Here is a 12,548-nt window from a genome sequence, read left to right as displayed (position 1 = left end):
ATTATTCGTATTTTTTAACCATTGAGTATAACTGTGCAGAAGTAACTGGACCATTGTAATGCTCCCTTATGACTCCTTTTCTATCAATGACAAAAGTTTCCGGCTGTCCCGTCACATTATATTTTTTTGCAATTTTAGAATTGTAGTCAAATACGTAAACAGCAGGTGTGTTATATTTTTTTAGAAACTTTTTAACTCGTTCCTTTGTTTCACCCTTGTTAATCATGATTAATCTGTATTGATCACCGTAATCATTTGCAAATGCCTCAAGTTCTGGAGCTTCATCTACACATGGTTTACACCATGAAGCAAAATAATTCAGGATGATGACTTCACCTTTGTAATCAGAAAGCTTCGTATTTGTCCCATCTAAATTTGGCAGTTCAAAATTATAGGCTTGATCCCCAACATCTGTATTGTCACCTTTGCTAGCTAAACTATAGCCAAAAAAGCCAAACATTCCAATTAACAGAAACAACACGAGTAAGTTAATGACTCGTCTGCTCATTCTACTACCTCCTAACAGCAATAAGTAGTTTTATAGAAAAGGCCTGTTGGTGTGTAAACAGGCCTTTTCATTTTTGCTATCTATCTAATTGTTTTAAAAACTCGATATCTTTTTTAAGACTGTTATGACGTTTTCCGATTAAAAGCATATAGCCAAAAATAATTACCCAAACGACTGAATAAGCTGCATACATGAATCCCATGACTATTTCCTCCTAGTTTTCCAATTTTTCACGTAATTTTTCTTTGTAGTGACCTACTTTAATTTTCATATTTTCGAATGATACTCCCTTATGAAGGGTGTATGCATATAGGAAAGTAAATGCGGCAATCGTTACCAACAATGCAACAAGCATACTAGGAGAAATTCCTCCGCCTTCTTGTGAAGGACCGTCTCCAAAAACGATTGGATGGAATTTTGATTGCCACCAACGAATCGCGAAGAATACAATTGGAACATCTGCAAACCCGATAATTCCAAATACCGCAGCAAGTCTTGCTTTTTTATCCCAAACTCCATCCATCTGACGGACCATAAGATAAGCCATAAAAAGGAAGAAAAGAATTAATGTTGTAGTTAAGCGTGGTTCCCATGCCCACCATGTATTCCAAGAAGATTTCGCCCAGATCGGACCTGTTGTTAGTACGATAGCAGTAAATACTACCCCTATTTCTGCCGATACATAGGCATATGTGTCATAAATTCTTTTACGTTTTATTAAGAATAAAATACTAAAGACAAATGTCACGAAGAATGCTAAAAATGCTACCCATGCTGATGGAACATGCATATAGAATATCTTTTGTACAACACCCATTGTCTTTTCAACCTCAGCATACATGAATATAAAGTAGAATGCCGCTAACATTGAAACTACCATACCACCATATAATATTTTGGTAAGCATAGAACTTTTCACCGTGGCCAAATCCACAATTGGCAGAGGTGCCTTTTCTCTTTCAAGATTCATACTCATCTCTTAAACCTCCAGAACATACTCAATTAGTAAAAAACAAAGAACGAAAAAAATTACATCATAGGCTGCGACCAATTGCATCCAGGAGAGAGCAGTCGGTAATTTCTCCATATTCGTTAGAATAATTTTTGTAGCTTGCGTAACACCAATCAAGACAGGGCTTGTCATTGGGAAAAGCAAAAGCGGTAATAACATTTCACTACTCTTTGAATTGGAAGCAAGTGCAGCTAAAAAAGTCCCAATCGCAATGAATCCAAAACTACCGACAAATAAAACTAAGAAGAAATAGAGAATGCTGCCGGTGATTTTAAAATCAAATAAGAGAAAGAGAAAAGGAATAGATACAATTTCTACTATTAATATCATTGAAAAGTTTGCCATGAATTTACCTAAATAAATGCTTGAAGCATCCATAGGTGCAACGAGTAAACCATGCATCGTATCATTTCGTTGCTCTGATACCAACGATCGATTTAGTCCTAATATTCCTGAAAAGACGATGATAATCCAGACAGCACCGGGAATAACAGCTTTTGTGGTATTGTTTGCTGGGTCAAAAGCAAAGCTTAGTACGAGGATGACTAATCCAGCAAAAATGATCATGGTCCCCAAAACTTGTTTTGTTCTTAATTCTGAATAAATATCTTTTTTTGCTATAGTGAGGGCTGCTCTTAACATCATGAACCCCCCTCTACTAAAACCTGATATTTTTCAGAAACTAAACTTAGTGATTGACTATTTATTTTAAAATCATCAGCAATCTTACCGTTTTTTACAATAATAATCCGGTCACATATTTCAGCAGCTTGTTTGAAATCATGTGTCACCATTAAGGTGGTACACCCTTTCTGTTTCATTGAAAGGACAACATTATTTAAAATGCTAATAGCGCCTTGATCTAAACCAGTATGTGGTTCGTCTAGCAGCATGATTTTCGGTTCGTGAATGATGGCTCTAGCAATCGCAATCCTTTGAACCATCCCACGTGAAAAATTTTTTACTGGTTCATTGATAAAGAAAGACAAGCCTACCTCATTTACAAGTTTTCTTGCTCTATCCTCAACATCTTTGACACCGTATAAGTTACCAAAGAAAACTAAGTTTTCTAGTGGCGTGTAATGATCGTATAACAAGCTGGAATGCGGCAAGTAACCGAACATTTTTTTTACTTCAATATGATCCTTCTTTAAATCCAATCCGTTAATCTTCACAAAGCCAGATGTAGACTTGATTAAAGTAGCAAGAACTTTAAGCAGTGTGCTTTTTCCAGCACCATTTGGGCCAAGTATAGCAACTGTTTCACCTTGAGTAATTGATAGGTCAATACCTCTTAGTATTAACTTATTGTCGGCTTGCTTTGTAAGCTTTTTTATTTCAATCATTACGTATCCCTCGCATTCCGACTGCTACTCTACAAACTGGCGTAAATTCATTTTTACTTGTACTAAATGCTGTTTATACGCAGCCAGTTTAGCTTGATAATCCTCTTCTGACATATTTCCATCACCGAAGTTTTCTTCTAATTCAAGGATTTTATCCATAATCGCTTTTTGCTTTGCCATTAGGTTTTTAAATGCTGATTCTTCCTTATCCGCTCCAAGTCTCTTTTCTTCCGCCCTTGCCTTCATTCTAAAATAGGAAAAATAGGAAATTGCAGCGATAATAATCGCGCCCATTACAATTAAGAAAACATGTGGATCCCAGCTGCGCAATGGTGATTGTGACCACATGCGAAGATGACCAGGATTATGGAAAGCAGGTGCAGTTTTTGTTACGTTTCCACTTGATTCACTTTCACCTTGTTCTGTAGAACCTTGAGCTTCACTTGCTGATGGCTGTTTATCTTTGTCATAAATCATACTAAAGACCTGTTTAGCTTGGATACCTTCAACGCTGTATCCCTGATAATTTTGATCATCCATCTTAAATAGCCCTTGATTTGTGGCGGTAATGTTCTTAAACTCAATACTACCCATTCCCTCTGGGACAAGAATTTGCATCATTTGAACAGGGTAATCAAAGCTCAGGCTAATTTCCTCGCCCTTTGCTATTCTGTAGCTGTATGGCAAAACTACTGTCTGGTTGGCTGGAATAGGATCGGTTGTAATAAAACCTGTATCAACCTGTTTTTGAGCCATTTTGTTATCTAAAAAGGTAAATCCTATAGCTCCTGTCGGGATAGTGACATTCAGAACTGCTTCACTCGTGCCGTCACCTTTATATTCCTCTGCTGTCGTATTTGTATAGTTCACCATATTCATCATATTGGTTGAACCATCTTCTGCAGGGCTAACGACGAGATAATGCATATCAACAGATATCGCTGAATCCGCAGCCGCCACTCTATTGATTGGAATGAGCAGCAGCAGCCCGAGGAGGAAAACGGTGATTTTCTTAATCACTTTTCTTCCCCCTTTTTATTTTGATAACTCTTCATTGAAGCCTCAATTTCTCTTTCTATTTCAGCCATTAAATCTTTGTCGACTGACTGAGATGTCATTTGCTCTTCTTCATCCTTCATAATGCTGACAACTTGTGCTTCATATTGTTTCTTTAGATTTTTGTAATCCGCGTGAGAGATTTTATCCATTTTGTATTCAAACTCTAGTTCGTTAAGAGTGGATAATAGTACTTCTTTATTTGTTGCGGAATCTTGACCTTTGTTTGCGAAACTTAAATATGAATTCAAAGAAAAGAAGGGTGCTAGAACAAGAAATAAACAAATGAGCACAAGAGCTGCTGTAAATATCATTGAAACCATCGAGATTTCTTGCATCATGTTCACATCCTAAAGGTACTTTTTGCGTTCTTCTTCAATCATAGATGAGAGGATTTCCTCTTCCACTTCATCTTTTTCATTTTCGTTATCTGGGGTTACTTCATCCGTTCCTTTTTTCTTCACCCATTTACGAATGATGAAGAATATCGCCACCCCTGCAATTCCTAATACCGCGAAAGGCGTTACCCATGCAACTAAACTAAACCCGCTTTTTTCCGGTGCTGTTAAAATTTCTTCACCGTAAATATTGACGTAGTATTCACGAATTTTATCCTTATCCCAGCCCTTGTTCATCATCTCAACGATGTCTTCTTTAAAGCCTGTTGTTAGATTACAAGTTTTAGGGTCACATTCAAAATGGTCCTGCCCACATCCGCAAGTACACATAAATTGAGATGCTGCTGCTTCAAATTCCTTAGATTTGTAGTCAAACTCTTTCGCTTGTACTTGGAAGACAGAAGCTTGAAAAATAAAAGCTATCAGAAGGAGTCCAATATAAATTTTACTTTTCATATTAAGACACCTCTTTGCGTACTCCTGTATACCTCGGAGTAATATTTTGATATTTTCCATTCCAAACTGCAAACAGTGATCCAATAACAATCATGAATGAACCAATCCAAAGCCAAGTCATCATTGGGTTTATCTTTACAATAAAGGTTGCTTTTCCATCATCTTCCCAATCACTCAAAACAACGTATAAGTCTTCTTTTAATGAAGAGATTAAACCAACCTCTGATGAAGGCTGATCCCAGTTTCCATAAAATACTTTCTCAGGCTGTATAGTTCCGATTCGTTTTCCATTTCTAAAAACGGTCATTTCCGCATAAACGATATCATTAATACCTTCTCTTTTTTGGTCCAAACGTTCGTAATTAATACGATAATCATTCACTTCAATGGAATCCCCTAAGTTGACAGTTTTCATCGTTTGAACATCATAGTTTTGTGATCCGATAATTCCCATTGCGATAAATGCAATTCCTATATGGACGATATAACCGCCATAACGACGACGGTTTTTTGTCATTAATCGATAAAGTGAAAGATTTATTTTTTCTTTTGTCATTTTTCTACGTGCTTTGACACCACGGTAAAACTCTAGGAAGTGAGTGATAAATAATAGAACAATAACACCAAAGCCGATTACTGCCCATGCCTTTTGAATACCTAGTACAATCATTAATGCCATTGCCACAATCGCGAGGATTGCTGGGATTAAAAAGTTCTTCTTTAAATTCTTTAATGATGACCTTTGCCAGGCAAGCAATGGACAAACAGCCATTAAAAACATCATAGAAAGTAGAATGGGCGCTTGAACGGTATTAAAGAATGGCATACCTACTGTAACTTTCGTACCCCTAACTGCTTCAGAAACTAGTGGGAAAACTGTTCCCCAGAAAACACCAAATGCGGCTCCTACCAATAAAAGATTATTAATTAAAAAGCTGCTTTCTTTTGAAATATAGGAATTGAACTCTCCTGCACTTCGTTTGAGCAAATTGTAACGGCTCATTAACACATATAGTGCACCTATAACCGCAACTCCCATAAAAATTAAAAAGTATAATCCTAGATTTGAATTTGCAAATGCGTGAACGGATGTTAGAACACCACTTCGGACAAGAAAAGTACCAAATAATGTTAAGGCATAAGAAGTGATGATTAAACCTATGTTCCAAATTTTCAACATGTTCTTCCGCTCTTGAATCATGACTGAATGTAAGAACGCAGTTGCAGTTAACCAAGGCATAAAGGACGCATTCTCGACTGGATCCCACGCCCAGTAACCACCCCAGCCAAGTTCAGTGTAAGCCCACTGCCCGCCAAATATATTTCCAAGGCTCAAAAACAACCAAGCTATTATTGTCCAGCGTCTAGTCATCTTTATCCAAAAATCATCGACGTTTTTCAAGATTAGTGCTGCCATTGCAAACGCAAATGGAATAGCAAGTCCTACGTAACCTAGGTAAAGTGTAACAGGATGAATAATCATACCTGGATTTTGCAGCATTGGATTTAAACCATGACCTTCAATCGGAACTTGATCCAAGAGGACGAAAGGTTTTGCAACAAAACCAAGAACTAAAAAGAAGAAAACGATATTTCCTAAAAGAATGGCGGAAATATACGGAACCATTGGATTTCCTTTCATCTTTCTTGAGAAGGCAATCATTACGGTATAAAGAACTAAGAAGAAAGTCCATAACAGCAAAGATCCCGAATTCCCAGCCCAAAGTGCTGTAAGTTTGTAAATAATCGGCAGCTCACTGCTCGTATAGTCTGAAACATATTCATATTGAAATTGAGAGGTTGCTAGTAAGTAGAATAGAGAAAGCATAGCCATTGATGCACAAACTAAAATAGCTATTACTCCACCTTTACCACTGTTAATTAATCTTTGATTCTTCGTGCTAATCCCCAATGTGATTATGAGGAGTGAATAGATAGCAAGCGCTAAACCTACGTATATTGTTGTGTTAGCAAATAAGTACATATCGTCACCTTCTTATTATTTTGCCTCTTCGGTTTCTGTTGGTGGCTGATCTAATAATTTTTTATGTGCTTCTGGATCATAGTTTTCAACGTCTTCACCCTCGTACTTGGAAGGACATCTTGTTTTAACGGTCTCAGCAACAAACGTATCTTTCTTAGTAGGTGCGCCTTGGAGGATAACAATGACACCTTCAGAGAAGTTATCTGGTCTGGTTCCATTATGAATAACATGCATTAAGTTACCGTCGTTATCTTTCAAATCAAACTTCAACTCAATTTTATCTGGGTTCCATTTAATAGATTCTTCGATTAATAGACCTTCAACCGTTACAAAATCTTCTTTATGCTTTTCCTGGTTTGCCAAGAGCTCCTTCATGGTTAATTCAATGCCGCTTGATCCTGGTGTTGCTGCCATAAGTAAGAAAACAATAGCCCCGGCGATAATAAATCCGCCAATCATAACAATGGTGTTCTTTTTCATCCCATTCACCCCATTAAATTAATTTTTTCATTTCTTCATCATAAGTTTCTTGATCAATTTTTCCATTTAGAAGTTTCTTCCGTAATTCCTTTTTATCGTCATCACTTATCGATTTAATCTCTTTTTTTACTGGTTGCTTTTTTGGGTGATGGTTTGTTGCTTTAGAACTTGAAGCCTTAGGTGTTGACTGTGATTTTCCTTTTAATCCCAAGTAAACAAACACACCAGCAATGATAATAGCGATTCCTATTACAATAGCACCACCCATTCCAATTAGAGGACGGTCACTACCGGATCCACTGGACCCACCGGAAATTTGATCTGTTGCAGTACCATTAACACTAGAGTGGTTTTCATCATTAGGCGGTTGTTTCTCATTGATAGCGTCTAGAGTTGATTTAAAATCATCTTTTTTATAGGAGAAAGTATATTTATAGCTTTCACCAGCTTTTACATCTTTGTATTGATAGTAAAATAGCTCTTCACCATATTCACTTTGTGTATTATTGGGCGCCTTTGGCTCTAGTGTGATCTCACTAGCCTCCATCGGGGCATAAAAGATTACGTCCAGTGTTCCAATCTCTGTGGAGTTGCTATATTCATATGTAAAGCTTCTTTTGTCCTTTACTTCTACTGCGCTGGTATAGTACTCCACTACAAATCTATACGTCTCATTATTCTTAATTGCTTTTGAAGGCTTCCATGAAATAATTCCCTTTTCCGTATCAATATCAAATGGCCGTTGCACTTCTGGCTGATCGTCTTCAGGAAACTCTGCAACTAGATATGCTTGGAAGCCTTTTTCACTAGCGGGAACGGCTAATTCCACCTTACCATCAAAATCCTGTCCACTCTTGTTTGTAAAAGTTCCATACTGCCCAACTAGTAAAGACGGAGTATCCTTTTCCCAGCCTTCAGGGTAATCGAACTCTGGCATAACTTGAATTTGCATTTCAGTATAAGGAAACTTTTCTGGCTGAAAGGTGTTTTCCGCATATGCGTTCGGAATAATAAAACTAGAGAAAAATGACGTAATTACAAATAAAGCCAACAACTTTTTTTTAAGCATGTTAATCCTCCTTGAGCTCCTATACAAAGCTATTTTTCACTATAGCCCTCTTTGAAATAAATATAATATTAATCATCTATGTATAGTTGATTCACATTTGAACATTTTGTAAAAGGAGAAAAAACGTTAAGTTTTTGTCAATAATTACCCACAGAATGTTCACATTTACCTATCTCTGATAATTAGCGACCTATTTTTCATTTCCTAACTAGTACTATAAACCTTATCCTATATACCTAGTTCGTTTGAAAATGAACGTTTTGTTAATTATTTTTATGTAGGGCTGTGTAAAACTTGGCTGTTGATTTGCACTCCACTTAGAAAAGCTGCTTTGAATAATCTTCGCAGGGACAGGCGCTCTTTGCCTGTCACGAGGCGCTACGCTTTCCGCGGGCTCGCCCGTGAGCCTCCTCGATCGTTCCGATCTGCGGGGTCTCACTCAGCTCGTTCATCCCGCAGGAGTCGAGCGCCTTCCGCTCCAATCAACAGGTTCCTAAAATCAACAGTTTTCATTAACACAGCCTTATATAAAAAAAACCTTGATTCCTAATAATTGGAATCAAGGTTCAAGGTAATCATTTTGTGGTTTTTGTTTTACTTTTATCGACCGAATGTAACTAACAATATCTGAGATTTCCTGTTTTTTTAATTGACGAACCCCATCGAGTCCCTTTAAAGATGGTCCCATTCGGGTATCCTCACGCCCATAGGCAGCGCCAATCCAAATTTGCTTGTCAGTGGTGTATTTCAGGTATTGAGGATTAGAAAGAGCTGTCCCCATTTTTAGTTTACCGCTACCCGCATCTCCATGGCAGTTAATGCAAGATATATTATAAAGTTTCTCACCGTTCAAAGGATCTCCAGCAATTGATTTAGGTACATCAAACTCTATTTCTTCCGTTTGCCAATTCCTTATAAAAGCAACAACATTGTTTACTTCATCCTCTGACAGTCTTGGACCATAACTCGGCATAGCTGTACCTTCTCTGCCAAATTTAACACTATTATAAATGTCTTTGTTACTCACAGCATTTAAATACCGTTGATTATTGATAGCTGTGCCAGCATTTTTACCTTCACCTTTGCCATTCTCTCCATGACAAATCAGACATTGCTTTTGATAAACTTTTTCACCTGAAGCAATTGCACCGGATTTTTCACTGTTGAAAATACCACTGTTTATGATACAGATAATTATCCCAATTATAATGACACCGTAAAGGCTATATAATATTTTTTTCATTGGTTATCCCTTACTTTGGTTCCGGCGTTGGAGTTGGTTCTCCAAAATCTTGATATTTTTTAGTGATTAAGTCATAAATTTTACTAGGGCTTTTACCGTCTAAATTCATTTCTACCGCCTCCCGGGCGATATCGATACAAACGTCTCAGGCTATGCCCATTGAATCCCAACCGGTCACTGCATTATCTTCTCCAAACTGATCAATAAAACAATCCAGATTGCTCTTGTGTCCATCTGAAGCAAAACATCCGCAATAGCATGGAACACCTGCTACAACCTCTGGATAGTTTGATACCATAGCATAAGTTTCCTGAACTAATTCTGAAGAGTTCAAAACATAATCTGGAAATGGCTCATGCTTCTTATCTAGATTCACATTTATATCTTTAGAACTGCCGCAAGCTGCCAAAAATAGGGCTATCGCAGCAATAAGAAACAATAGAGATAGAACTTTTTTCATTTTCTGTGTCACCCCTTTGTTTATATGATGTAATTCTATTATTATTTTAGCAAAAACTAATCACTTGAATTGAAAGTAAATATTACTATTTAGTGAAGTTTTCACAATAGAGAAAGTAATAAACTTTTTCAGTAAAAAAAAAACTAAGACCAGAATATATCGGCCTTAGTTACTTGGGCTAGCTAATTATGCACGAGAAACATAGGATGCTTCTGTAGTGTTAATGATTAATTTATCACCTTGATTGATGAAGAAAGGAACTTGAACAGTAAGTCCTGTTTCAAGAGTAGCAGACTTGGTTCCACCTGAAGAGGTATCTCCTTTAATTCCTGGCTCCGTTTCAGCAACTTCTAGTACAACTGTGTTTGGCAGTTCTACACCAAGCGTTTCATAATTGAACATCATGATGTGGACTTCCATGTTCTCTTTTAAAAACTTTAATTCGTATTCGATATTGTTTGCTGGAAGCTCAACTTGCTCGTATGATTCCATATCCATAAAAATATGCTGATCGCCACTCGCATATAGATACTGCATTTTACGATTATCAATTTGCGCTTTTTCAACTTTCTCACCAGCACGGAATGTTTTTTCTTGGATTGCACCATTACGAAGGTTACGAAGCTTAGAACGAACAAACGCTGCGCCTTTACCTGGTTTTACATGTTGGAAATCAAGAACGCGCCACAGGCCGCCATCCACTTCAATGGTTAGCCCGGTTTTAAAATCATTAACAGAAATACTCATGTTTTATCCTCCTATGTCTATTACAAAATAATAAGTTCTTTTGTAGAATGAGTAAAAGCTTCATTATTGTCCTTAGTAATGAGAGTATCATCTTCAATCCGAACTCCGCCAAGTCCCGGTATATAGATACCTGGTTCAACCGTTACAATCATGCCTGGTTCCAGAACAAGATCGGATCGGAAAGAAAGAGTCGGACCTTCATGGACCTCAAGTCCAATACCGTGACCCGTAGAATGCCCAAAATAATCTCCATAACCTTTTTCTGTTATGTAATCTCTGGTTAGTGCATCTGCCTCTTTTCCTGTCATTCCAGGCTTTATACCAGCCATTCCCTTCAATTGTGCTTCTAGAACGATGTCATATATTTCCTTCAGTTTTGCTTCGGGTTCACCTACTGCCACTGTCCTAGTAATATCGGAAACATAGCCATCATAATAAGCACCGAAGTCCAAGGTTACAAAATCTCCTTTTTCAATCACCTTATCGCTTGCAACTCCATGTGGGAGAGCAGAGCGATGCCCAGAGGCAACAATGATATCAAAGGAAGACGATGTTGCGCCTGCCTTTCTCATAAAGAACTCTAATTCATTGGATACTTCAAGCTCCGTTTTTCCTGGTTGAATAAAATCCAATATATGCTTAAACGCAGCATCGGCAATATCTGCAGCTACCTTTAATATCTTAATCTCTGCTTCTGTCTTAATCAAGCGTAATTTTTCTATAACACCTGAAATAGGAACAAGTTCTGATTCGAGTTCTTTTTCATAAGCTTTATAAGTGGAAAATGTTAAATGATCTTCTTCAAAACCAAGCTTTTTAATACCAAGGTTTTTTGCCTGCTTCGCTACTTCTTCCACAAAACTTCCTGTCATTTTGACAACTTCATACCCAACACATTGGTTTGAAGCTTGTTCCACATAACGGAAATCGGTAATAAATTGCGCCTTAGAAGCACTAATGAGAACTACCCCAGCCGAACCAGTAAAGTTTGTCATATATCGACGGTTAAATTGACTTGTAATTAAAAAACCATCAATTCCATGTGAAGAAAAACTCGATCTTAATTTCTCTATCTTTTCCATCGTCCCACTCTCCCGTATGTAATCCAGTTATACATTAAATCCCTATCGAAATAATATCAAAAATTATTTTATCACATCTCAGTCTATAAAGACTAATAAAGCGTTAAGAGGCAGTCTCATTTTCTTCCATATGATTGATTTCATACTCATAGTTAATCGAATAGCCAATAAACAATCCATATACCAGATATAAGCAAATAGTGGTAATAACTGTATTACGGCTTAAATCTAAAAATGGCTTTATTCCTGGAAAGATTGGATTTAATACCAAGTACACCAGCAAAAAGAGTATAATCCCATATCCTAAGCCTAACCAAATTCCATTAAATCTTTTTAATGCCAAGGAATAAACAAAAGCTGCACCAACAGAAAGGATCCCGAGTAAAATGATTGAAATAACCGTCCCAAGCCATTCATTTTTCCAGTTTCCCAATGCCCAAGGACCTAATATTACATTTGGACGGATTTCAGTGAAATTAAAATAGTATGCTAAAAAACCGATTGTCCCCCAAAATAGACCCCCAAATAATCCCGTCCAGAAAACTACGGCAGTAAAAGACATTGGTTTTGGATAATTTGATTTTTTCGACCTATTAGCCATAATAATCTACCCCCTCAAAAATCTGTTTTTTACTTAATAAATCTTAATCAAGCAGAATTCCACCATATTATGCCCTTTAATTGCCAACCACTTGCATAGAAAAACT

At 37.1% G+C, this 12,548-nt stretch carries 16 protein-coding genes; all 16 read right to left on the bottom strand.

Annotated elements, in window-relative coordinates; all coding sequences use genetic code 11:
- Position 1 precedes the first annotated feature (1 nt).
- The 16 genes from ABC255_RS08480 to ABC255_RS08405 all read right to left on the bottom strand — a co-directional run bounded on the left by ABC255_RS08480 (position 2) and on the right by ABC255_RS08405 (position 12,442).
- A complete protein-coding gene (locus ABC255_RS08480) occupies positions 2-508 on the bottom strand; it encodes a TlpA family protein disulfide reductase (protein WP_412992737.1) in 507 nt (168 codons plus the stop codon).
- A 76-nt stretch (positions 509-584) separates the two neighbouring features.
- Positions 585-710: a CcmD family protein gene (locus ABC255_RS08475; protein ID WP_082799345.1), complete on the bottom strand. Its 126-nt coding sequence runs from the start codon at positions 708-710 to the stop codon at positions 585-587.
- 12 nt (positions 711-722) lie between these two features.
- Positions 723-1,484 (bottom strand): cytochrome c biogenesis protein, encoded by a 762-nt coding sequence (locus tag ABC255_RS08470; RefSeq protein ID WP_412992735.1) that lies wholly within the window; start codon positions 1,482-1,484, stop codon positions 723-725.
- 3 nt (positions 1,485-1,487) lie between these two features.
- Positions 1,488-2,162, bottom strand: a complete 675-nt coding sequence (locus ABC255_RS08465) for a heme exporter protein CcmB (protein WP_412992733.1) — start codon at positions 2,160-2,162, stop codon at positions 1,488-1,490.
- Positions 2,162-2,866: an ABC transporter ATP-binding protein gene (locus tag ABC255_RS08460; protein WP_412992731.1), complete on the bottom strand. Its 705-nt coding sequence runs from the start codon at positions 2,864-2,866 to the stop codon at positions 2,162-2,164. The genes ABC255_RS08465 and ABC255_RS08460 overlap by 1 nt, the downstream gene beginning before the upstream one ends.
- Positions 2,867-2,890: 24 nt before the next feature.
- Positions 2,891-3,886 (bottom strand): hypothetical protein, encoded by a 996-nt coding sequence (locus ABC255_RS08455; RefSeq protein WP_412992729.1) that lies wholly within the window; start codon positions 3,884-3,886, stop codon positions 2,891-2,893.
- Positions 3,883-4,263 (bottom strand): hypothetical protein, encoded by a 381-nt coding sequence (locus ABC255_RS08450; protein ID WP_412992727.1) that lies wholly within the window; start codon positions 4,261-4,263, stop codon positions 3,883-3,885. The genes ABC255_RS08455 and ABC255_RS08450 overlap by 4 nt, the downstream gene beginning before the upstream one ends.
- Positions 4,264-4,272: 9 nt before the next feature.
- Complete coding sequence (locus ABC255_RS08445; protein ID WP_412992725.1) at positions 4,273-4,776, bottom strand: cytochrome c-type biogenesis protein; 504 nt, start codon at positions 4,774-4,776, stop codon at positions 4,273-4,275.
- Between the two features lies 1 nt (position 4,777).
- Complete coding sequence (locus tag ABC255_RS08440) at positions 4,778-6,760, bottom strand: heme lyase CcmF/NrfE family subunit (RefSeq protein ID WP_412992723.1); 1,983 nt, start codon at positions 6,758-6,760, stop codon at positions 4,778-4,780.
- Between the two features lie 15 nt (positions 6,761-6,775).
- The gene (locus ABC255_RS08435) at positions 6,776-7,240 is read right to left on the bottom strand and encodes a cytochrome c maturation protein CcmE (RefSeq protein WP_412992721.1); all 465 of its coding nucleotides are present in this window, start codon (positions 7,238-7,240) and stop codon (positions 6,776-6,778) included.
- Between the two features lie 13 nt (positions 7,241-7,253).
- A complete protein-coding gene (locus ABC255_RS08430) occupies positions 7,254-8,309 on the bottom strand; it encodes a hypothetical protein (protein ID WP_412992719.1) in 1,056 nt (351 codons plus the stop codon).
- A 559-nt stretch (positions 8,310-8,868) separates the two neighbouring features.
- Positions 8,869-9,552 (bottom strand): cytochrome c, encoded by a 684-nt coding sequence (locus tag ABC255_RS08425; RefSeq protein ID WP_412992717.1) that lies wholly within the window; start codon positions 9,550-9,552, stop codon positions 8,869-8,871.
- A 10-nt stretch (positions 9,553-9,562) separates the two neighbouring features.
- The gene (locus tag ABC255_RS08420) at positions 9,563-10,012 is read right to left on the bottom strand and encodes a PCYCGC motif-containing (lipo)protein (protein ID WP_412992715.1); all 450 of its coding nucleotides are present in this window, start codon (positions 10,010-10,012) and stop codon (positions 9,563-9,565) included.
- A gap of 186 nt (positions 10,013-10,198) precedes the next feature.
- The gene (gene efp, locus ABC255_RS08415; RefSeq protein ID WP_335536339.1) at positions 10,199-10,759 is read right to left on the bottom strand and encodes an elongation factor P; all 561 of its coding nucleotides are present in this window, start codon (positions 10,757-10,759) and stop codon (positions 10,199-10,201) included.
- Positions 10,760-10,779: 20 nt separating this feature from the next.
- Complete coding sequence (locus tag ABC255_RS08410; protein ID WP_412992713.1) at positions 10,780-11,841, bottom strand: M24 family metallopeptidase; 1,062 nt, start codon at positions 11,839-11,841, stop codon at positions 10,780-10,782.
- A gap of 103 nt (positions 11,842-11,944) precedes the next feature.
- On the bottom strand, positions 11,945-12,442 hold the full coding sequence (locus tag ABC255_RS08405) for a YqhR family membrane protein (RefSeq protein ID WP_412992711.1): 498 nt from the start codon (positions 12,440-12,442) through the stop codon (positions 11,945-11,947).
- Positions 12,443-12,548: the final 106 nt, after the last annotated feature.

The sequence above is a fragment of the Neobacillus canaveralius genome (genome assembly GCF_047237705.1).
GTDB lineage: Bacteria > Bacillota > Bacilli > Bacillales > Cytobacillaceae > Neobacillus > Neobacillus niacini_K.
The sequence above is the reverse complement of the archived record's forward strand: the minus strand, read 5'-3'. Positions and strand labels throughout refer to the sequence as shown.